General features: G+C 70.1%; 21 protein-coding genes. 16 read left to right on the plus strand and 5 right to left on the minus strand.

Annotation, left to right across the window (positions count from 1 at the left end):
• Positions 1-2 precede the first annotated feature (2 nt).
• Entirely contained in the window at positions 3-2,114 is a 2,112-nt protein-coding gene (locus ACIBO1_RS12280) for a transglycosylase domain-containing protein (RefSeq protein WP_396744621.1), read from the plus strand.
• Positions 2,115-2,129: 15 nt separating this feature from the next.
• Here ACIBO1_RS12280 and ACIBO1_RS12285 read toward each other — a convergent pair whose 3' ends face one another.
• Entirely contained in the window at positions 2,130-3,614 is a 1,485-nt protein-coding gene (locus ACIBO1_RS12285; RefSeq protein ID WP_396744624.1) for an SDR family oxidoreductase, read from the minus strand.
• A gap of 35 nt (positions 3,615-3,649) precedes the next feature.
• On the opposite strand from ACIBO1_RS12285, the gene glyA reads away from it, so the two are divergent.
• From glyA to ACIBO1_RS12350, 13 genes are all read left to right on the plus strand, one after another.
• On the plus strand, positions 3,650-4,936 hold the full coding sequence (gene glyA / locus ACIBO1_RS12290; protein ID WP_396744627.1) for a serine hydroxymethyltransferase: 1,287 nt from the start codon (positions 3,650-3,652) through the stop codon (positions 4,934-4,936).
• Complete coding sequence (locus ACIBO1_RS12295; RefSeq protein WP_396744630.1) at positions 4,933-5,367, plus strand: hypothetical protein; 435 nt, start codon at positions 4,933-4,935, stop codon at positions 5,365-5,367. Before glyA ends, ACIBO1_RS12295 begins: the two co-directional genes overlap by 4 nt.
• Positions 5,368-5,533: 166 nt before the next feature.
• A complete protein-coding gene (locus tag ACIBO1_RS12300; protein ID WP_117225980.1) occupies positions 5,534-5,755 on the plus strand; it encodes a hypothetical protein in 222 nt (73 codons plus the stop codon).
• A 42-nt stretch (positions 5,756-5,797) separates the two neighbouring features.
• Entirely contained in the window at positions 5,798-6,577 is a 780-nt protein-coding gene (gene atpB / locus ACIBO1_RS12305) for a F0F1 ATP synthase subunit A (RefSeq protein WP_396744634.1), read from the plus strand.
• An 85-nt stretch (positions 6,578-6,662) separates the two neighbouring features.
• Positions 6,663-6,884: an ATP synthase F0 subunit C gene (gene atpE, locus ACIBO1_RS12310; RefSeq protein ID WP_350692432.1), complete on the plus strand. Its 222-nt coding sequence runs from the start codon at positions 6,663-6,665 to the stop codon at positions 6,882-6,884.
• A gap of 29 nt (positions 6,885-6,913) precedes the next feature.
• Positions 6,914-7,444 (plus strand): F0F1 ATP synthase subunit B, encoded by a 531-nt coding sequence (locus ACIBO1_RS12315; protein WP_396744638.1) that lies wholly within the window; start codon positions 6,914-6,916, stop codon positions 7,442-7,444.
• Positions 7,444-8,265, plus strand: coding sequence for a F0F1 ATP synthase subunit delta (locus tag ACIBO1_RS12320; protein WP_396744641.1), 822 nt, complete (start codon positions 7,444-7,446; stop codon positions 8,263-8,265). The genes ACIBO1_RS12315 and ACIBO1_RS12320 overlap by 1 nt, the downstream gene beginning before the upstream one ends.
• Before the next feature lie 92 nt (positions 8,266-8,357).
• On the plus strand, positions 8,358-10,001 hold the full coding sequence (atpA, locus tag ACIBO1_RS12325; RefSeq protein ID WP_131052262.1) for a F0F1 ATP synthase subunit alpha: 1,644 nt from the start codon (positions 8,358-8,360) through the stop codon (positions 9,999-10,001).
• A 9-nt stretch (positions 10,002-10,010) separates the two neighbouring features.
• Positions 10,011-10,949, plus strand: a complete 939-nt coding sequence (locus ACIBO1_RS12330; protein ID WP_131052261.1) for a F0F1 ATP synthase subunit gamma — start codon at positions 10,011-10,013, stop codon at positions 10,947-10,949.
• Positions 10,949-12,400 (plus strand): F0F1 ATP synthase subunit beta, encoded by a 1,452-nt coding sequence (gene atpD / locus ACIBO1_RS12335; protein ID WP_117225973.1) that lies wholly within the window; start codon positions 10,949-10,951, stop codon positions 12,398-12,400. The genes ACIBO1_RS12330 and atpD overlap by 1 nt, the downstream gene beginning before the upstream one ends.
• 225 nt (positions 12,401-12,625) lie before the next feature.
• Entirely contained in the window at positions 12,626-13,774 is a 1,149-nt protein-coding gene (locus ACIBO1_RS12340; protein WP_396744646.1) for an LCP family protein, read from the plus strand.
• An 89-nt stretch (positions 13,775-13,863) separates the two neighbouring features.
• A complete protein-coding gene (locus ACIBO1_RS12345; RefSeq protein WP_396744649.1) occupies positions 13,864-14,148 on the plus strand; it encodes a F0F1 ATP synthase subunit epsilon in 285 nt (94 codons plus the stop codon).
• 12 nt (positions 14,149-14,160) lie between these two features.
• Positions 14,161-14,619, plus strand: a complete 459-nt coding sequence (locus tag ACIBO1_RS12350) for a DUF2550 domain-containing protein (RefSeq protein WP_350692419.1) — start codon at positions 14,161-14,163, stop codon at positions 14,617-14,619.
• Positions 14,620-14,768: 149 nt separating this feature from the next.
• Here the strand turns inward: ACIBO1_RS12350 and ACIBO1_RS12355 are convergent, their stop codons facing one another.
• Positions 14,769-15,203, minus strand: coding sequence for a VOC family protein (locus tag ACIBO1_RS12355; protein WP_396744652.1), 435 nt, complete (start codon positions 15,201-15,203; stop codon positions 14,769-14,771).
• Positions 15,179-15,751, minus strand: coding sequence for a cob(I)yrinic acid a,c-diamide adenosyltransferase (locus ACIBO1_RS12360; RefSeq protein ID WP_396744655.1), 573 nt, complete (start codon positions 15,749-15,751; stop codon positions 15,179-15,181). The genes ACIBO1_RS12355 and ACIBO1_RS12360 overlap by 25 nt, the downstream gene beginning before the upstream one ends.
• Here ACIBO1_RS12360 and murA point away from each other — a divergent pair.
• Both murA and ACIBO1_RS12370 read left to right on the plus strand, forming a co-directional pair.
• Positions 15,750-17,192, plus strand: a complete 1,443-nt coding sequence (gene murA / locus ACIBO1_RS12365; protein WP_396744658.1) for a UDP-N-acetylglucosamine 1-carboxyvinyltransferase — start codon at positions 15,750-15,752, stop codon at positions 17,190-17,192. The two genes, ACIBO1_RS12360 and murA, sit on opposite strands and share 2 nt — an antisense overlap.
• An 86-nt stretch (positions 17,193-17,278) precedes the next feature.
• Complete coding sequence (locus ACIBO1_RS12370) at positions 17,279-18,127, plus strand: 3-hydroxyacyl-CoA dehydrogenase family protein (protein WP_396744661.1); 849 nt, start codon at positions 17,279-17,281, stop codon at positions 18,125-18,127.
• Positions 18,128-18,272: 145 nt separating this feature from the next.
• Here the strand turns inward: ACIBO1_RS12370 and ACIBO1_RS12375 are convergent, their stop codons facing one another.
• Together ACIBO1_RS12375 and ACIBO1_RS12380 are read right to left on the minus strand one after the other, a co-directional pair.
• Complete coding sequence (locus ACIBO1_RS12375) at positions 18,273-19,118, minus strand: ABC transporter permease (RefSeq protein ID WP_396744664.1); 846 nt, start codon at positions 19,116-19,118, stop codon at positions 18,273-18,275.
• Positions 19,118-20,014, minus strand: a complete 897-nt coding sequence (locus ACIBO1_RS12380) for an ABC transporter ATP-binding protein (protein ID WP_396744667.1) — start codon at positions 20,012-20,014, stop codon at positions 19,118-19,120. Before ACIBO1_RS12380 ends, ACIBO1_RS12375 begins: the two co-directional genes overlap by 1 nt.
• Positions 20,015-20,029: the final 15 nt, after the last annotated feature.

Genomic DNA, 20,029 nt, shown 5'->3' on the forward strand with positions numbered 1-20,029 from the left:
TGATGACCCGGGCGTTCCTGCCGAAAGTGTTCACCGTTCTGCTGGCCGGCACGCTGGCCGGCCTGGCGCTGGCGGTGGCGGCACTGCCGGCCGCGCTGGTGTTCGGGATCGGCTTCTCGACGGTGGCCGCGCCGTACACCGAGCTGCCCAACACGCTCCGGACGCCGCCCACGGCGCAGCGGTCCAACCTCTACGCCAAGGACGGCACCACCCTGATCACCTCCTTCTATCAGGAGGACCGGGTGGACGTGCCGCTGGACGAGGTGGCACCGGTGATGCGCCAGGCCATCGTCGCCGCCGAGGACGTCCGGTTCCACGAGCACAGCGGGGTCGATCTGCGGGGCGTGGCGCGGGCCTTCGCCGCCAACCAGGGCGCCGGCGGCACCCGGCAGGGCGCCTCCACCCTGACCATGCAGTACGTCCGCAACGTGTTGAGCACCGACCCCCGGTTGACCGAGTCGCAACGGGCGGCGGCCACCGAGGTGAGCACCGCCCGCAAGATCCAGGAGATGCGGTACGCGCTGGCGCTGGAGCGGGAGCTGACCAAGGACCAGATCCTGACCCGGTACCTCAACATCGCCTACTTCGGTGCCGGGGCGTACGGGGTCGCCGCCGCCAGCACGCGCTACTTCTCCACTTCGCCGGACCGGCTCACACTGGCACAGTCGGCGATGCTGGCCGGGCTGGTCCGCTCCCCGCACACCGACGACCCGATCGACGGTGACGCGGACGCGGCCACCGCCCGCCGGGGGTACGTGCTGGACCAACTGGTCGGCACCGGTCAGGTCACCGCCGAGGCGGCGGACGCGGCGCGGGCCGAACCGCTGAACCTGCGCCCCAGCGAGACGCCGAACGACTGCACGGCGGTGCCCTCGGGACACAACGACTGGGGCTTCTTCTGCGACTGGTTCACCCGCTGGTGGAACGAGCAGAAGGCGTTCGGCGGCACGGTCGACGAGCGGCAGCGCACCCTGCGTCGGGGCGGTTTCACCATCGTCACCTCGCTCGACCCGAGCGTGCAGCGGGCCACCACCGAGCAGGTACGGCGGGTCTACTCGGTGGACGAGCCGTACGCCATGCCGACGGCGGTCGTCGAACCCGGCACCGGGCGGGTGCTCGCCATGTCGGTGAACCGCAACTACAGCGTCGAGGCCAACCCGCCCGGGCAGAAGAACTACCCGAACACGGTCAACCAACTCGTCGCCGGTGGCGGCACGATCGTGGGGTACCAGGCCGGTTCGACGTTCAAGCTGTTCACCATGCTGGCCGCGTTGGAGGCCGGGATGCCGCTGCGGACCGTCTACGACGCCCCGTCGCGCATCCTCACCGACTACCGCATCAGCGGCGAGACGAGTTGTGGCGGGTATTGGTGCCCGTCGAACGCCAACGTCTCGATGCGCGGCGAGCACGACATGTGGTCCGCGTTCGGCGAGTCGGTCAACACGTACTTCGTCTGGCTGACCGAGCGGGTCGGCGCGGACCGGGTGGTGGAGATGGCCGAGCGGCTCGGCATCGTGCTGCGGGCCGAGGACGACGTCCGGCTGGCCCGGCACGGCGCGCGCGAGTGGGGGCCGTTCACCCTGGGGGTGGCCGCCACCACCCCGCTGGACCTGGCCGGGGCGTACGCCACGCTGGCGGCCGAGGGGACGTGGTGCGCGCCCACCCCGGTCACCTCGATCGTCGACGGGACCGGCCGTCGGGTCACCACCGGCCAGCCGGACTGCCGCCAGGTGCTCGACGTCGACGTGGCCCGCGCGGCGGCGGACGCCGCCCGCTGCCCGGTCGGGGACCAGTCGATGTACCAGGGCTGCTACGGCGGCACCGCGCCCGCCCTGCGCGGTCAGCTCGGCCGTCCGGTGGCCGGCAAGACGGGCAGCTCCGAGCGGTACGCGACGGAGACCGTGGTGGCCTTCACCCCGCAGCTCGCGGCGGCGGCGATGGCGGCCAACCCCGACGAGCCGCAGGACGCGGTCGGTCGGGCGGTGCAGGGCCGCCTGGTGGAGGGAGTGGGGGAGATCCTCGCCTTCGCGCTGCGCGACGTGCCGCCCCGCGACTTCGTGCCGCCCAGCGAGACGACCGCGTGGCGGTACACCACCACCCGCAGCGGCGACTGAACGATCCCGGGTCGGTCAGCGCGCGGCCGGTGACGCCTCGACGGCGGTCCGCTCGGCGTCGGCGGCGATGTTGCGGGCCATCCCGCCGAAGACCACCGCGTGGAACGGCGCCACCGCCGCCCAGTACGCGTGCCCGGCCAGTCCCCGGGGGAGGAACACGGCCCGCTGGCGGTACCGGACCTGCCCGTCGTCGTCGCGGCGTACCTGCATCTCCAACCAGGCCCGGCCGGGCAGCCGCATCTCGGCCCGCAGCCGCAGCAGCTCACCCGGGACGATCTCCTCCACCCGCCAGAAGTCCAGCGCCTCGCCCACCCGCAGCCGGTGCGGATGCCGCCGACCCCGGCGCAGCCCGACGCCGCCCACCAGCCGGTCCAGCCAGCCGCGTACCGACCAGGCCAGCGGGAACGAGTACCAGCCGTGCTGGCCGCCGACCCCCTCGATGACCCGCCACAGCGCCTCCGGTGACGCCGTCACCGCCTGTTCCCGTACGTCGGTGTAGACGCTGCCGCCGCTCCAGTCAGGGTCGCTGGGCAGCGGCTCGGCCGGGGCGTCCCGTCCCGCCGCTGACGACCACCGGGTCTCCACCTCGGCGTCGCGGACCTTGACCAGCGCCAGCTCGACCGCCCGGTCGAAGCCGGTCAGCCCCTCCGGCGGGTCCGGCAGGTACGTCGCGATGTCGTGCTCGTGCGCCACTGCCTCGTGCACCAGGCTCTCCACCAGCGGGCGGGCGAGCGCGTTCGGCACCGGCGTGACCAACCCGACCCAGTGCGAGGAGAGCCGGGGCGTCAGCGCGCGCACCGGCAGCAGGACCCGGCGGCTCAGCCCGGCGACCCGGGCGTACCGCTGCATCATGTCGCCGAAGGTGAGCACGTCCGGGCCGGCGATGTCGAAGGCCCGGTTCACCTCCGGCGGCAGGGCCACGCAGCCGACCAGGTAACGCAGCACGTCCCGGACGGCGATCGGCTGCACCCGGTTGGACACCCAGCGCGGGGTGACCATCACCGGCAGCCGTTCGGTCAGGTAGCGCAGCATCTCGAACGAGGCCGAGCCGGACCCGATGATCACCGCCGCGCGCAGCACCACCGTGGGCACGCCGCTGTCCAGCAGGATCCGGCCCACCTCGGTCCGCGAGCGCAGGTGCGCCGAGGAGGCGTCGCCGGCGGCCGGCTCCGGGCCGCCGAGATAGACGATCCGGCGTACGCCCGCCGCGTGCGCCGCCTCCGCGAAGGCCGAGGCGGCCTGCCGGTCGGCGTCTTCGAAACCGGCCTGCCCGAGCGAGTGCACCAGGTAGTACGCGACGTCGACGTCGTCGAAGACCCCGGCCAGGCTCTCCGGCCGGCTCAGGTCGCCCTCGGCGATCTCGACCTGCCCGGCCCACGGCACGTCCCGCAGCCGTCCGGCCCGCCGGGCCAGGCAGCGCACCGTGTGTCCCTCGGCCAGCAGGCGGGGCGCCAGCCGCCCGCCGATGTACCCCGTCGCACCGGTCACCAGGCATCTCACGGCCTCCAGTGTGCGGCCGAATAGACTCGGGCGCTGTGGAGACCGGTAAGGGCGCCTTCTGGGGGCCCGACTTCGAGCAGCTCAGCACCACCGACCCCGAGATCGCGGAGGTGGTGCTCGGCGAGCTGGACCGGCTGCGGGGCGGTCTGCAACTGATCGCCAGCGAGAACCTCACCTCCCCGGCGGTGCTGGCCGCGCTCGGCTCGACGCTGACGAACAAGTACGCCGAGGGCTACCCGGGTCGGCGCTACTACGGCGGGTGCGCCCAGGTGGACCGGGCCGAGGAGCTGGGGATCGCCCGGGCCCGGGAGCTGTTCGGCGCCGAGCACGCCAACCTCCAGCCGCACTCGGGCGCGAGCGCCAACCTGGCCGCGTACGCCGCGCTGGTGCAGCCGGGTGACGCGGTGCTGGCGATGGAGTTGCCGCACGGCGGGCACCTGACCCACGGCAGCCGGGTGAACTTCTCCGGCAAGTGGTTCGACACGGTCGGCTACACCGTCCGGCGGGACACCGAGCTGATCGACTACGACGAGGTCCGTGACCTGGCCCGGACCCACCGACCGAAGATGATCATCTGTGGTGCGACGGCGTACCCGAGGCTGATCGACTTCGCCCGGTTCCGGGAGATCGCCGACGAGGTGGGCGCGTACCTGATGGTGGACGCGGCGCACTTCATCGGGCTGGTCGCCGGACAGGCCATTCCCTCCCCGGTCCCGTACGCCGACGTGGTCTGCGCGACCACGCACAAGGTGCTGCGCGGTCCGCGCGGCGGGATCATCCTCTGCCGCGAGTCGCTGGCCGAGCGGATCGACAAGGCGGTCTTCCCGTTCACCCAGGGCGGGCCGCTGATGCACGCGGTGGCGGCCAAGGCCGTCGCGCTGCGCGAGGCGGCGCAGCCGGAGTACCGCACGTACGCCGCGCAGGTGGTGGCCAACGCGCAGGCGCTCGCCGACGGGCTGGCGGCGGAGGGGATGCGGCCGGTCTCCGGCGGCACCGACACCCACCTTGCCCTGGTCGACCTGCGGGAGACCGGGGTGACCGGGGCGCAGGCCGAGGCCCGCTGCGACGCGGCGACCATCACGCTGAACAAGAACGCCATCCCGTACGACCCGCAGAAGCCGATGGTCGCCTCCGGCATCCGGGTGGGCACCCCGAGCGTCACCACCCAGGGCATGGGCGAGCCGCAGATGCGCCAGGTCGCCGAGCTGATCGCGCGGGCGGTACGCACCGACCCGGCGGCGCCGGGCGGCACCGACGAACTGGCCCGGGTGGCGTCCGATGTGACCGAGCTGGTCGCCGAGTTCCCGGCGTACCCCCGATGACCGAGCCTCGCGCGGGGGAGCCCGGCGCCATCCGGTCCCGCCTGCCGCACCTGCGCCTGCCGCTGCTGGCCTGCGCCGGGCTGGCCGTGGTCGGCGTACCGATCGCCGCGCTGCTGCGGGGCCCAACCGGCGCGGCCGGGGTGGCCGCCGGGATCGGCCTGGTGATGGTGAGCTACCTGGTCTCCGGGCTCTCGGTGGCCTGGGCGGACGCGGTCAGCCCGAAGATGGTCATGCCGGTCGGGCTGGTCACCTACGCCACCAAGATGGTCTTCCTGGGCGTGGTGATGGCCGCCGTGGCGCGGACCGGCTGGCCCGGGCTGCCCGACATGGGAGTGGCGATCATCGCGGGCGTGCTGGTGTGGATCGTCGCGCACACCACCTGGGCCTGGCGCGCCCCGCTGCCCACCGTCGACCGGGCGTCGGGTCACTGACCGTACGGCCGGTGTTCGCCCGGCGTTTCGCCCCCCTTCCCGGCGGGCGGTGCAGGAGTAAGCTGAGCGCGGCTTGAGGCGCCGTATCGATCGCCCGCACGCTGCTCGGCAGTGTGGGGGGTGCCGCACACTCGCGAAACCCCCGGCTGATAAAGTTCGCCTCGTCATGGCCGACAACCCTCATCGCGGAAGCTCCGACGAGCACTCGTCGGAAGGCGTTGCCGGAGCCGTTCTTGGCTACCTGCTCGCCGGCATCCTGGTGTGGGGATTCCTCGGCTGGTTGGCGGGGACGTTCCTCGGCCTGCCGACCGGCATCGGGATCGGCGTGGGCATGATGCTCGGCGCAGCCGGAGCGATCTACCTGATCATGAAGAGGCTCGGTGCCTGAGTTTCGGCACGCGCGGGTCTGTCGAGTGCGGAGGATGACACGGTGAGCGCAGAGCTTGTCGCCGCTGAAGGGCTGCCCTGGCCCCCGGGGGTCTCGGACTTCTATCTGCCGGAAGTGGCCGGCCCATTCGTCACCAAGTTCACCCTCATGATCTGGCTGGCCGTCGGGCTGCTGATCATCTTTTTCATGGTCACCTATCGGAACCCGAAGCTGGTGCCGACCAAGGGCCAGTGGATGGCGGAGTCGATCTACGGCCTGGTCCGGGACAACATCGCCAAGGAACAGATGGGCAGCGCGGGCGTCAAGTTCGCGCCCTATTTCACGGTGCTGTTCTGCTACGTCGCGCTGACCAACCTCTTCGGCATCATCCCGGGGTTGCAGATCTCGCCGAACTCGCACATCGCCTTCCCGATCGTGCTCGCGGCGATCACCTACGTGATGTACATCTACCTCGGCATGCGCAAGCACGGTGTCGGCGGCTACCTCAAGCAGAGCCTGATCCTGCCGGGCATCCCGTGGCCGATGCACATCCTGTTGATCCCGATCGAGTTCCTGCAGACCTTCATCAACCGGCCGGTCACGCTGGCGGTGCGTCTCTTCGCCAACATGTTCGCCGGTCACCTGATCCTGCTGGTCTTCACCATCGGTGGCTTCGTGCTGCTCGCCTCGGACAACATCTTCATCCAGGCGACCTCGATCTTCTCCTTCATCATGGCGATCGTGATGGCCTTCTTCGAGGTGCTGATCGCGCTGTTGCAGGCATACGTCTTCGTCACGCTGAGCGCCAACTACATGGGGTCGGCGATCGCGACCGAACACTGATCCTTTTCGCGGGGCGCCCGCCCAAAGCTTCAGGTACGACCGGTACGCGTGAAACCTCACGCGTCAAACAGGAGGAATACCCGCAATGACTGTTCTCGCTGCGATCGAGGGTAACGTCAACACGATCGGCTACGGCCTCGCCGCCGTCGGCCCCGCGATCGGCGTGGCTCTGATCTTCGTTGCGTACATCAACTCCAGCGCCCGTCAGCCCGAGTCGGCCGGCTACAACCGGACCTGGCTGGTCCTGGGCTTCGCCCTGGTCGAGGCGCTCGCCCTGTTCGGCCTGGTGCTCGCCTTCGCTGTCTGACCGTCCGCTTCCCGACCCGGAGGTCTGAAATGTTTGTCGCCGCCGAAGGTGTGGAGCACCACCCGCTCATTCCGCTGTGGCAGGAGTTGGTGATCGGCACGATCGCCTTCGCCCTGCTCTGCTTCGTGCTGCTGAAGTTCGTCATGCCTCGTATCGAGGCGATGTACCAGGCGCGGGTCGAGGCGATCGAGGGTGGCCTCAAGCGCGCCGAGGCGGCGCAGGCCGAGGCCAACCAACTGCTCGAGCAGTACCGGGCCCAGCTCGCCGAGGTGCGTACCGAGGCGGCGCGGATCCGGGACGACGCCCGTGCCGACGCCGAGTCGATCCGCACCGACATCCTCGCCAAGGCGCGGGAGGAGTCCGACCGGATCATCGCCGCCGGCCGGGACTCGTTGGCCGTCGAGCGTCAGACCATCGTGCGCGAGCTGCGCGCGGAGGTCGGCGGTCTCGCGGTCGACCTGGCCGGTCGGATCGTGGGCGAGTCGCTCGCCGACGAGGCCCGCCGTAAGGGCACCGTCGAGCGCTTCCTCACCGACCTCGAGAGCGCGGGGGCCCGCTGATGCAGGCCGCCAGCCGGGAGTCCTACACCGTCGCGAGTCAGCGGCTGGGGGAGTACGTCCGGGGTGCCGATTCGGCGGCTCTCGCCACCACCGGTGCCGAGCTGCTCGCCGTGGCGGACCTGCTGCGGCGGGAGGTCCGGCTGCGCCGGGCGCTCTCCGACCCGGCCCGCCCGGGCGCGGACCGGAGCGGTCTGCTCGGCTCGGTGCTCTCCGGCAAGGTCGGCGCGGACACGCTCGACCTGCTCGGTGTGCTGGTCGCCGGTCGGTGGTCGGCACCGTCGGAGCTGCTCGACGGTGCCGAGCGTCTCGGCGTGCAGGCCCTGCTCGCCAGCGCGGACCGCGCCGACGAGCTGGGTGAGGTGGAGGACGAGCTGTTCCGCTTCGGCCAGGTGGTCGCGGCGGATCCGCAGCTCTCCAACGCCCTGTCCGACCCGGCGGCACCGGTGGCCCAGCGGGCCGAGCTGATCGGGATGCTCCTGACGGGCAAGGCCCGGCCGGTGACGGTGCGACTGGTGGAGGCGGCCCTGGCCGGCTTCGGCGGTCGGTCGTTCTCCGCCGCGCTGTCCCGGCTGGTGGAGTTGGCGGCCGAGCGCCGTGACCGGCAGGTCGCGTACGTGACGGTCGCGGCGCCGCTGACCGCGGACGAGGAGAGCCGGCTCACCGACCAGCTCTCGGCCATCTACGGCCGGGCGGTCGCCGTGAAGCTTACGGTTGACCCGACGATCCTCGGCGGAGCGAGCGTCCGAGTGGGTTCGGACCTGTACGACGGGACGATCCTGCGTCGCCTCAACGAGACCCGCAACGCGCTCGCGAAGCGCTGACCAGCACCCCGCGAAGCGCCCGGAATAACAGTCGACCCGAGGACCGGTCGGTACTAGGTATCCCGGGCCCCTGATACTTAAGGAAGCAGAGGATGGCCGAGCTGACCATCTCGACGGAGGAGATCCGCGGCGCCCTGGAGCGCTACGTCTCCTCCTATTCGCCCGACGTCTCCCGTGAAGAGGTCGGTACCGTCGCTGACACCGGCGACGGTATCGCCCACGTCGAGGGCCTGCCCTCGACCATGACCAACGAGCTGCTCGAGTTCGAGGACGGCACGCTCGGCGTGGCCCTGAACCTCGACGTCCGCGAGATCGGTGTCGTCGTCCTGGGCGACTACGCCGGCCTCGAAGAGGGCCAGCGGGTCAAGCGCACCGGCCGGGTGCTTTCCGTGCCGGTCGGCGACGCCTTCCTGGGGCGCGTGGTCAACGCGCTCGGCGCCCCGATCGACGGCCTCGGCGAGATCGCCGACGAGGGCTACCGCGAGCTGGAGCTCCAGGCCCCGAACGTGATGGCCCGGCAGTCCGTCTCCGAGCCGATGCAGACCGGCATCAAGGCCATCGACGCGATGACCCCAATCGGTCGTGGCCAGCGGCAGCTGATCATCGGTGACCGGAAGACCGGCAAGACCACGGTCGCCCTGGACGCCATCCTCAACCAGCGCGAGAACTGGGCCTCCGGCGACCCGACGAAGCAGGTCCGCTGCATCTACGTCGCCATCGGCCAGAAGGCCTCCACCATCGCCTCCATCAAGGGGCAGTTGGAGGAGGCGGGCGCGATGGAGTACACCACCATCGTCGCCTCCCCGGCCTCCGACCCGGCCGGCTTCAAGTACCTCTCCCCGTACACCGGCTCGGCCATCGGTCAGCACTGGATGTACGGCGGCAAGCACGTCCTGATCGTCTTCGACGACCTGAGCAAGCAGGCCGAGGCGTACCGGGCCGTGTCGCTGCTGCTGCGTCGCCCGCCGGGCCGTGAGGCGTACCCGGGTGACGTCTTCTACCTGCACTCCCGCCTGCTGGAGCGCTGCGCGAAGCTCTCCGACGAGATGGGCGGCGGGTCGATGACCGGTCTGCCGATCATCGAGACGAAGGCCAACGACATCTCGGCCTTCATCCCGACCAACGTCATCTCGATCACCGACGGTCAGATCTTCCTGGAGACCGACCTGTTCAACCAGGGCGTCCGGCCGGCGATCAACGTCGGTACCTCGGTGTCCCGGGTCGGTGGCGCGGCGCAGGTGAAGCCGATGAAGAAGGTCTCCGGTTCGCTGCGGCTGAACCTGGCCCAGTACCGCGAGCTGGAGGCGTTCGCCGCCTTCGCCTCGGACCTGGACAAGGCCTCCCGCGCCCAGCTGGACCGTGGTGCCCGCCTGGTGGAGCTGCTCAAGCAGCCGAACTACTCGCCGTACTCCGTGCAGGAGCAGGTCATCGCGGTCTGGTCCGGCACCGAGGGCAAGCTGGACGACGTTCCGGTCGGCGACGTGCGGCGCTTCGAGACCCAGTTCCTGGAGCACCTGCGGCGCAAGCACAACGCCACGCTGCTGGCGATCGCCGACAACAAGTGGGACGACGAGATCATCGCCACCCTCGACGCGGCCGTCGCGGAGTTCAAGCAGGGCTTCCTCGGCCGGGAGGACGAGCGCACGATCAACGAGGCGCCGGCGGCGCCGCTGGAGGGCGAGGCCGAGCAGGAGACGGTCACCCGCTACAGCGCAGCGCCGGCCCAGAAGCGTTAGGGCCGGGCCATGGCGGCGCAGGTACGTGTTCTTCGTCAACGCATTCGCTCGGCGAAGGGGATGAAGAAGATCACCAAGGCGATGGAGCTCGTGGCGACGAGCCGGATCGCCAAGGCCCAGGCCCGGGTGGAGGCGTCCCTGCCGTACGCCCGGGCCATCACCGGCGTGCTCACGGCGCTGGCGTCCAACGCGTCGGTCGACCACCCGTTGCTGACCCCGCGCGAGCGGGTGCGGCGGGCGGGCGTGCTGCTGGTAACCGCCGACCGGGGTCTGGCCGGCGGTTACAGCTCGAACGCCATCAAGACGGCGGAGTCGCTGGTCGCGCGGCTCAAGGAGGACGGCAAGGAGCCGGTGCTCTACGTCGTCGGTCGCAAGGGCGTCTCGTTCTACCGGTTCCGTAACCGGCCGATCGAGGCGAGCTGGACCGGCTTCTCCGAGCAGCCGTCGTTCGCCGACGCCCGCGAGGTGGGCGAGACGCTGGTGAAGGCGTTCTCGGCCGGCGCGGACGACCTCGACGGCGGTCCGGGTGCGGACGGGGTGCTCGGGGTGGACGAGTTGCACATCGTCTTCACCGAGTTCAAGTCCCTGATGACCCAGACGCCGGTGACCCGGATCATCGGTCCGCTGCAGGTGGAGGAGCGGCCTCGGTCGGAGGCGGCCCCCGGGCTGCTGCCCGACTACGAGTTCGAGCCGAACCCGGAGGAACTGCTCGACGCGTTGCTGCCGAAGTACATCAACACGCGGATCTACGCGGCGTTGCTGGAGTCGGCGGCGAGCGAGTCGGCGGCCCGGCGGCGGGCGATGAAGAGCGCCACCGACAACGCCGAAGAGATGATCGACAAGTACACGCGTGAGATGAACTCGGCCCGCCAGGCCGGGATCACCCAGGAGATCAGTGAGATCGTCGGCGGCGCCAACGCGCTGGCCGCGTCGGGAAGTGAAGTGTGATGACTGTTTCCACTGCTGGAGGACCAGCCGAGACCACGACCGCCACCGGTCGCGTGGTCCGGGTCATCGGCCCGGTCGTCGACGCCGAGTTCCCGCGCGACGCCATGCCGGACCTCTTCAACGCCCTGCACGTGAACGTGTCCCTCTCCGGTGGCGAGAAGACGCTGACCCTGGAGGTGGCCCAGCACCTGGGTGACAACCTGGTCCGCGCGATCTCGATGCAGCCGACCGACGGTCTGGTCCGGGGTGCCGAGGTGCGGGACACCGCCTTCCCGATCCGGGTGCCGGTCGGCGACGCGGTCAAGGGCCACGTCTTCAACGCGATCGGCGAGTGCCTCAACCTCACCGAGGGCGAGACCATCTCGGCCGACGACCACTGGGGCATCCACCGCAAGGCTCCGGCCTTCGCGGACCTGGAGCCGAAGACCGAGATGCTGGAGACCGGCATCAAGGTCATCGACCTGCTCGCCCCGTACGTCAAGGGCGGCAAGATCGGCCTGTTCGGCGGTGCCGGCGTGGGCAAGACGGTGCTCATCCAGGAGATGATCACCCGTGTCGCCCGGAACTTCGGTGGTACCTCCGTCTTCGCCGGTGTGGGGGAGCGGACCCGTGAGGGCAACGACCTCATCCACGAGATGACCGAGTCCGGCGTCATCGACAAGACCGCTCTGGTCTTCGGTCAGATGGACGAGCCGCCGGGCACCCGGCTGCGCGTCGCGCTCTCCGCGCTGACCATGGCGGAGTACTTCCGTGACGTGCAGAAGCAGGAGGTGCTGCTCTTCATCGACAACATCTTCCGCTTCACCCAGGCCGGTTCCGAGGTCTCCACCCTGCTGGGCCGGATGCCCAGCGCGGTGGGTTACCAGCCGACCCTGGCCGACGAGATGGGCGAGCTCCAGGAGCGGATCACGTCCGTCAAGGGCCAGGCCATCACCTCGATGCAGGCGATCTACGTGCCGGCGGACGACTACACCGACCCCGCTCCGGCCACCACCTTCGCCCACCTGGACGCCACCACCAACCTGGAGCGGTCCATCTCCGACAAGGGCATCTACCCGGCGGTGGACCCGCTGGCGTCCTCGTCGCGGATCCTCGCCCCGGAGTTCGTCGGCCAGGAGCACTTCCAGGTGGCCAGTGAGGTCAAGCGGATCCTCCAGCGCTACAAGGACCTGCAGGACATCATCGCCATCCTCGGTATCGAGGAGCTCTCCGAGGAAGACAAGATCACGGTCCAGCGGGCCCGTCGGATCGAGCGCTTCCTGTCGCAGAACACCTACGCGGCGGAGCAGTTCACCGGTGTGCCGGGCTCGACGGTCCCGATCAAGGAGACCATCGAGGCGTTCCGGAAGATCAGCGAGGGCGAGTACGACCACTTCCCCGAGCAGGCGTTCTTCATGTGCGGTGGGCTCGACGACCTGGAGAAGAAGGCCGCCGAGCTGATGAAGGGCTGACCCTTCGGTTCGAACGAAGAAAGGCCGTCCCGGTTCACGCCGGGACGGTCTTTCGTTCATCTAGGGGACGTACCATGCTCGCTGCCCGGTTTCCCGTGCTCGGCGATCACGCCGCGCCCGAGATACCGTCTAGTCCAGCTCAAGCGCGGATGAGCGGCGAACGACTTAAACCTTTCGGCTACGCGCACCCGTACCCTCCCGGGGGCGCGACGAACGGAGAAGCTTGTGGGTAAGGCCGGCAGCGGCGGCACGCGCGGCACGCGTGGTGGCAAGAAGAGGTCGATCTGGCAGGGCGTACCGCTGTGGGCGAAGCTCTGCACCATCTTCGGGGTGGTGCTGATGATGGTCAGCGGCACGTCGCTGGTGGGTGCCGAGGCGCTGATGGCCCGCTACGAGGGGGCGATCGGCAAGGCCGACCTCTTCGGTGACCAGGCGGCGGGCGAGGCCAAGAGCGATATCGAGGGCCCGCTCAACATCCTGCTGGTCGGCATCGACCCGGTCCGGGACGACCGTCCGCCGCTGAGCGACGCCATCATGATCCTGCACGTGCCGAAGGAGATGGACCGGGCGTACCTCTTCTCCCTGCCGCGGGACCTGTACGTCGAGATCCCCGCGTTCCCCAAGGCGAACTTCAACGGCAGCACCACCAAGCTGAACGCGGCGATGTCCTTCGGCAGCCGGGTGCCCGACGGAAAGCCGGATGCGGCACGCGGCTTCGAGCTGCTCGCCCTCACCGCGCAGGAGGTCACCGGCATCGAGCGCTTCGACGCCGGCGCGATCATCAACTTCTCCGGCTTCCAGAAGATCGTCGACGCGATGGGCGGCGTCACGATGAACATCGAGCGGGAGGTCCGTTCCCGGCACCGCCAGCCGGACGGCAAGCACCGTGAGGGTCGGCCCGGCGGTGGGGGCTACATCGGGCCGCAGGCGGTCTACCCGAAGGGCAAGCAGCACCTGCAGGGGTGGCAGGCGCTGGACTACGTCCGCCAGCGCTACCCGGAGAACGGCGTGCCGGACGGCGACTACGGCCGGCAGCGGCACCAGCAGCAGTTCGTCAAGGCGATGGCCGGTCAGGCGCTCAGCGCCGACGTGGTGACCAACCCGGTGAAACTGGACCGGGTGCTGCGGGCGGCCGGCGAGTCGCTGATCTTCAGCGGCCGGGGGCACAGCGTGATCGACTTCGGTCTCGCGCTCAAGGACATCCGGCCCGGTAACATCCAGATGATCAAGCTGCCGGGTGGCGGGGTCATGCAGAACGGCAAGTACCTCGGTGAACGGTTCGAGCCCGAGGTGGACGACTTCTTCGTCGCCCTGGAACGGGAACTCCTGGACCCGTTCCTCCTCGAACATCCCAAGTTCGTCAACAAGGGCTGATCGGGGCGTGGCTCCCGGCACCCGCATGAAGCACAGGTCAGGGGCGCGACTAGACTTTCCCCAATCCGCCGCCTCAGCAAGGAGACAGCGTGGCACAGCACCTTAAGGTCCAGCTCGTGGCCGTCGAGGAGAAGGTCTGGTCGGGCGAGGCCGAGATGGTCATGGCCCGCACCACCGAGGGTGAGCTGGGTGTTCTGCCGGGGCACGCGCCCCTGCTCGGCCAGCTCGCCGACTCCGGCCAGGTGCGCATCAAGCTGCCCGGCGGCGAGCAGGTCGTCTACGAGGTGGCCGGTGGCTTCCTCTCGGTGAACGAGCGGGGCGTGACCGTACTCGCCGAGACCGCGACCCCGGCCTCCGCCTCCCAGGGCAACTGAGCCGACCCGCCGATGGAGATCGTCGAAGGGATCGGAATCGGCGTCGCCGTGATCCTCGGCGCGATCCTGGTCCTCTTCGTCCGGCGGGCGCTGGTGACCCGCAGCGGCGGGATCATCCGACTCAGCGTCCGGACCTCCACCATGCTCGACGGCCGAGGCTGGGCACCCGGCTTCGGCCGCTTCGCCGGTGACGAGCTCCGCTGGTACCGGCTGGTGAGTTTCGCCGTACGCCCCAAGCGGGTGCTGTCCCGCGAGGGCCTGACCGTGGAACGACGACGGCTGCCCGAGGGGCAGGAACGAATGTCCATGCCGTCGGACTGGATCATTCTCCGGTGTAACTGCGGACATGCTCCGGTCGAGATCGCCATGGCGCGATCCACCGTCACCGGATTCCTCTCCTGGCTCGAAGCCGCTCCCCCGGGGGCGGCTTCGCCGCGTCTGGCGTCTTCTCAGGATTGGCCTGCTGCCTGAATCTCGCCGTTGTCGGGGTGGGGTTTCCGGGGGAGCCCACCCGCTCCGGGCGGTCAGGCTTGATCCCTGCGCGGGCGGGCTCCCCCGGAAACCTGACGTTCAGCAGGCCGGAGCGTGGGTTTCGGCTTCCGTGTGCTGCCCAGCGTTGGTTATCGGTCAGCGTGGTCCGGGGGGCTTGCGACTAGTTCCACCTCGTAGCCCTGGCCGTCGGTCAGGTAGGCGGCGTAGGTGTCGGGGCCGCCGGCGTGCGGGTGGCGGTCGGGGAACAGCAGCGTCCAGCCGTACTCGGGGGCCGTGGCGACCAGGCGGTCGACGGCGGCCGGTGAGCCGGCGTGGAAGGCCAGGTGGTTCAGGCCGGGCGCGAGACGGTCGTGCCGCCGCCCGGAGAGCGCGGGGGACTCCTCCAGCACCAGGTACGTCGGGCCGAGCCGCCAGGACCGACCGGCCGGCCACTCCTGGAAAGGGGTCCAACCCAACTGGCCGAGGAGCCAGCCCCAACTGCGCATCGAGACGCCCAGGTCGGGTACCCAGACCTCCACGTGGTGAAGTGCTCCGAGCGTCAACGACCTCCGCCCGGAACCCATAGCACGTCTCCGTCCGGATTTGCCGTTCTTGCCAGAATAAAGAGTAGATCCGACAACCGGTTGAGATACTTTGCCGGGAGATGGCTGGTCCGGTCGGGGTCGTGTGCGACCAGGGCCCAGGCCGACCGCTCGGCGCGCCGGGCGACGGTCCGCGCCGCGTGCAGCAGTGCCGCACCTGCGGTACCGCCGGGGAGGATGAAGGAGTCGAGCTTGCTCAGGCGCGCGTTGTACTCGTCGCACCACCCTTCGAGGCGCTCGACGTACTCCTCGGTCACCCGCAGCGGTGGGTACTTCGGATCCGGTTCGACCGGGGTGGACAGGTCCGCCCCCACGTCGAACATGTCGTTCTGGATCGGCCCCAGCACCGCTCGCAACCCGTCGTCGAGCCCGCCCAGGGCGAGCGCCACACCGATCGTGGCGTTGCACTCGTCCACGTCGGCGTACGCGGCGATCCGTGGATCGTTCTTCGGCACCTGCTCGTTGTTGCTCAGCCTGGTCATGCCGGCGTCGCCGGCCTTGGTGTAGATGCGCGTGAGGTGGACGGCCATGACGCACAGCCTACGGATACCGGACCTGACGATCCCGACCCGGCCGACGGCCGGTACGGGCTGGTCCAGCGGGGTCGGCCCGGGTGACGCGGGTGACGCGGCGGTCGCCGACGTCGACGTCATCCGGGTACGCGGCGGCGCCCGGCTCGCCGGCACCGTGCACGTGGTCGGCGCGAAGAACTCCGCGTTGAAGCTGATGGCCGCGGCGCTGCTGGCGCCGGGCCGGACGGTGATCACCAACGTGCCCCGGATCACCGACATCGCCATCATGGGCGAGGTGCTGCGCCGACTCGGCTGCGGCGTCCGTTTCGACGCCGACGAGCCGGTGGACCCGATGGTCGCCGTCGGCGGGGTGCCCCGGTCCCGCTCGGTCACCATCGACGTGCCGGAACAGCCCGGCGTCGAGGCCGACTACGACCTGGTCCGTCGGCTGCGGGCCTCGATCTGCGTACTCGGGCCGCTGCTGGCCCGGCGCGGCTACGTCCGGGTGGCCCACCCGGGCGGCGACGCGATCGGCTCGCGCGGTCTGGACATGCACATCTCCGGGCTGACCCGGATGGGTGCCGACATCTCCGGCGAACACGGTTTCGTGATCGCCTCTGCGTCGGAGGGTCTGCGGGGCGCGGAGATCACGCTGGACTTCCCAAGCGTCGGCGCGACCGAGAACCTGGTCATGGCGGCGGTGCTGGCCGAGGGCACCACCGTGATCGAGAACGCCGCCCGCGAGCCGGAGATCGTGGACATCTGCACGATGCTCCAGAGGATGGGCGCGCTGATCGAGGGGGAGGGGACCTCCACGATCACCATCGTCGGCGTACCCCGGTTGCAGCCGGTCCGGCACGCCACGGTGGGCGACCGGATCGTCGCCGGGACCTGGGCCTTCGGCGCGGCGATGACCCGTGGCGACGTGACCGTGACCGGTCTCGACCCGGCCTTCCTGGAGGTCGCGCTGGACAAGGTGGTCGCGGCCGGCGGCCTGGTGGAGACGCGGCCGGACGCCTTCCGGGTACGCATGGACGACCGTCCCCGGGCGGTGGACGTGGTGACGCTGCCCTACCCGGGCTTCGCCACCGACCTGTTGCCGATGGCGATCGGGCTCGCCGCGCTCAGCGAGGGCGCGTCCCTGATCACCGAGAACATCTTCGACGGCCGGTTCATGTTCGCCAACGAGATGATGCGGCTGGGCGCGGACATCAAGACCGACGGGCACCACGCCGTGGTACGCGGACGCGACCAGCTCTCCGGCGCACCGGTACGCGCCACCGACATCCGTGCCGGCGCCGGACTGATCATCGCCGGGCTCTGCGCCGACGGGGTGACCGAGGTGTCGCACGTGCACCACGTCGACCGGGGATACCCCGACTTCGTGGCCGACCTGCGGGCGCTCGGCATCGAGGTGGAGCGCGCCACCGCGCCGGAGGAACCCGAACTGACCATCTGAGCAGCGGCTCTCCCTCCTTAGCCGTCGTTCAGGCTCGCCGACTAGGGTGCAGGCAGACACTCGAAATCGCAGCGAGGGAGTATCAGATGGCGGGTCGACTCGCGGTCGTGGGCGCCGGGCTGATGGGCTCGGGCATCGCACAGGTGGCGGCACAGGCAGGCTGGCAGGTGGTGCTGCGGGACCTGGACGACGCGGCCACCCGGCGCGGTCTGGACGGCATCCGTACGTCGCTGGGCAAGTTCGCGGAGAAGGGCAGGATCTCCACCGACGACGCCGAGGCGGCGCTGGGGCGGATCACGGCCACCACCGACCTGGAGGCGGCGGCCGACGCGGACATCGTGGTCGAGGCCGTCTTCGAGCGGCTGGAGATCAAGCACGAGGTGTTCCGCGCGCTGGACAAGATCTGCAAGTCCGACGCGGTGCTGGCCACCAACACCTCGGCCATCCCGGTCACCCAGATCGCGGCGGTCACCGAACGGCCTGAGGCGGTCGTCGGCACCCACTTCTTCTCGCCGGTGCCGATGATGAAGCTCTGCGAGCTGATCCGGGGCTACAAGACCACCGACGCCACGCTCGACACGGCGAAGTCGTTCGCCGAGGAGATCGGCAAGACCGTGGTGGTGGTCAACCGGGACATCGCCGGCTTCGTCACCACCCGGCTGATCACCGCCCTGGCGATGGAGGCGGTCCGGCTGGTCGAGACCGGCGTGATCTCCGCCGAGGACCTGGACACCGCCTGCAAGCTCGGTTTCGGGCACGCCATGGGCCCGCTCGCCACCGTCGACCTGACCGGCGTCGACGTGCTGCTCAACGCCACCCGCAACATCTACACCGACACGGGTGACGAGAAGTTCTTCCCGCCGGAGCTGCTCCAGCGCATGGCCACCGCCGGCGACCTGGGTCGCAAGACCGGCCAGGGCTTCTACTCGTACTGACTGATTGAAAGGAGGGGTCCCCTGCTAACGCCTCGTGCATAGCAGGGGACCCCTTTTAACGGCGTCGCCCGCCGAGTGTCGTCGGGCTGTTAGCAGGGGACCCCTGCTCTACCGCAGGCGTTAACAAGGTGCCCTTCCTTGCACCTCAGCCGTCGCGGCGGGTGGTCCAGCGGAAGGTGGTCAGGCAGAGCACCAGGCCGATCACGCACCAGGCGCCCAGCACCAGCGCGACCCGGGTCAGCTCGAACGAGCCGCCCGGCTCGTTGACGCCGAAGCTCTCCGGCAGGAAGACCGCCCGCAGCCCCTGGCACATCCACTTGAGCGGGAAGATGGCCGCCACCTGCTGCATCCAGCTCGGCAGGTTGGTGAAGACGAAGAACACCCCGGAGATGAACTGGAGGACCAAGGCGACCGGGGTGACCACGGCCGAGCCGCTGCGTGCCGTACGGGCCAGGGACGAGATCGCGATGCCGCAGAGGGTGCAGGCGGTGATGCCGAGCGCACTGACCCAGCCGAAGGTGATCCAGGCCGTCGCGGTGGTCGGCAGGTTCAGGTCGAACAGCAGCACCGAGACCGTGAGCAGCAGGGCGGTCATCACCGCGCCGGTCACCAGCACCATGATCACTTTGCCGGCGAACCAGACCCACTTCGGCATCGGCGTGCCCCGGTAGCGCTTGAGCACGCCCCGGTCCCGCTCGATCGGGATCCAGATGCCGAGGTTCTGGAAGCTGACCGTCATCAGGCCGGTGGCGATCATGCCGGTGATGAAGTACTGCGTGTAGCTGACGCCCTCGCCGAGGTCGCCGTCGAAGATCGACGCGAAGATCAGCACCATGATGATCGGGAAGCCCAGCGTGAAGACGACGGACTCCCGGCTGCGCAGGAACTGCCGGATCTCCATGCGGCCCTGGCGCAGGGCGAGCGCGGAGGGGCCGAGGCGGCGGGCGGCGGGGGCGGCGACCGGGGCGTCCGGTCGGGTGGTGGTGGTCATCAGTGTCCGATCATCCGCAGGTAGATGTCCTCCAGCGTGGGCCGGGTGACGGTCAGGCCGGGCACCTCGCCACCGAACCGCGCGGCCAGCTCGGTCACCAGCGCCGTCGGCGTCGCGCTCTGCGCGCTCTCCGACGTGCCCTCCGGCGTACGCCAGGAGACCGTGGCCAGCGCCTCCTGCCGGTTGCCCAGCTCGGCGGGTACGGCGACCTCGACCAGCCGGCCACCGGCGATGACGCCCACCCGGTCGGCGAGCGCCTCGGCCTCGTCCAGGTAGTGCGTGGTGAGCACGATGGTGGTGCCGGCCGCGGAGAGGTCCCGGATCAGCTCCCAGAACTCGCGGCGGGCCTCCGGGTCGAAACCGGTGGTCGGTTCGTCGAGGAAGAGCAGTTCGGGGCGGCCGATGATGCCCAGCGCCACGTCCAGGCGGCGCTTCTGCCCGCCGGAGAGGGTGTGCGTACGGGCGGTGGCCTTGGCGGTGAGTCCGACCCGGGCGATCACCTTGTCCGGGTCGTCGCCGTCGGGGTAGAAGCCGGCGAAGTGGTGCACCACCTCGGCCACGGTCAGCTCGTCGAACTCGCCGGTGCCCTGGAGCACGATGCCGACCCGACCACGCCAGTCGCGCACCGAGTGGCCCGATCGGCCCGGTGTGCGGGAACCTCCCGACCGGGAGCCGTGGGCGAAGGAGGGGTCGGTGTCCAGGACGCGGACCTCACCGGCGTCGCGCTGCCGGTAGCCCTCCAGGATCTCCACCGTGGTGGTCTTGCCCGCGCCGTTCGGGCCCAGGAGGGCGAACACCTCGCCCCGGTGGACGTCGAGGTCCAGATCGGCCACGGCGACGTTGTCGCCGTACGCCTTGCGCAGGCCCCGGACGTGGATCGCGACGTCGTCACTCATGCCGTCAAGTGTGCG

It is taken from the genome of Micromonospora sp. NPDC049903 (genome assembly GCF_044460945.1).
In the GTDB taxonomy this organism is placed as follows: domain Bacteria; phylum Actinomycetota; class Actinomycetes; order Mycobacteriales; family Micromonosporaceae; genus Micromonospora.

Excerpts from the sequence above, each read along its gene's own strand:
- ACIBO1_RS12375 (WP_396744664.1), bottom strand. The coding sequence starts at position 19,118 with ATGACCACCACCACCCGACCGGACGCCCCGGTCGCCGCCCCCGCCGCC.
- ACIBO1_RS12320 (WP_396744641.1), top strand. The coding sequence starts at position 7,444 with ATGCAGGCCGCCAGCCGGGAGTCCTACACCGTCGCGAGTCAGCGGCTG.
- ACIBO1_RS12315 (WP_396744638.1), top strand. The coding sequence starts at position 6,914 with ATGTTTGTCGCCGCCGAAGGTGTGGAGCACCACCCGCTCATTCCGCTG.
- ACIBO1_RS12300 (WP_117225980.1), top strand. The coding sequence starts at position 5,534 with ATGGCCGACAACCCTCATCGCGGAAGCTCCGACGAGCACTCGTCGGAA.
- ACIBO1_RS12360 (WP_396744655.1), bottom strand. The coding sequence starts at position 15,751 with ATGGCCGTCCACCTCACGCGCATCTACACCAAGGCCGGCGACGCCGGC.
- murA (WP_396744658.1), top strand. The coding sequence starts at position 15,750 with ATGACGCACAGCCTACGGATACCGGACCTGACGATCCCGACCCGGCCG.
- atpA (WP_131052262.1), top strand. The coding sequence starts at position 8,358 with ATGGCCGAGCTGACCATCTCGACGGAGGAGATCCGCGGCGCCCTGGAG.
- ACIBO1_RS12280 (WP_396744621.1), top strand. The coding sequence starts at position 3 with ATGACCCGGGCGTTCCTGCCGAAAGTGTTCACCGTTCTGCTGGCCGGC.
- ACIBO1_RS12380 (WP_396744667.1), bottom strand. The coding sequence starts at position 20,014 with ATGAGTGACGACGTCGCGATCCACGTCCGGGGCCTGCGCAAGGCGTAC.
- ACIBO1_RS12350 (WP_350692419.1), top strand. The coding sequence starts at position 14,161 with ATGGAGATCGTCGAAGGGATCGGAATCGGCGTCGCCGTGATCCTCGGC.
- ACIBO1_RS12330 (WP_131052261.1), top strand. The coding sequence starts at position 10,011 with ATGGCGGCGCAGGTACGTGTTCTTCGTCAACGCATTCGCTCGGCGAAG.
- ACIBO1_RS12295 (WP_396744630.1), top strand. The coding sequence starts at position 4,933 with ATGACCGAGCCTCGCGCGGGGGAGCCCGGCGCCATCCGGTCCCGCCTG.
- ACIBO1_RS12370 (WP_396744661.1), top strand. The coding sequence starts at position 17,279 with ATGGCGGGTCGACTCGCGGTCGTGGGCGCCGGGCTGATGGGCTCGGGC.
- atpD (WP_117225973.1), top strand. The coding sequence starts at position 10,949 with ATGACTGTTTCCACTGCTGGAGGACCAGCCGAGACCACGACCGCCACC.
- atpE (WP_350692432.1), top strand. The coding sequence starts at position 6,663 with ATGACTGTTCTCGCTGCGATCGAGGGTAACGTCAACACGATCGGCTAC.
- ACIBO1_RS12355 (WP_396744652.1), bottom strand. The coding sequence starts at position 15,203 with ATGGGTTCCGGGCGGAGGTCGTTGACGCTCGGAGCACTTCACCACGTG.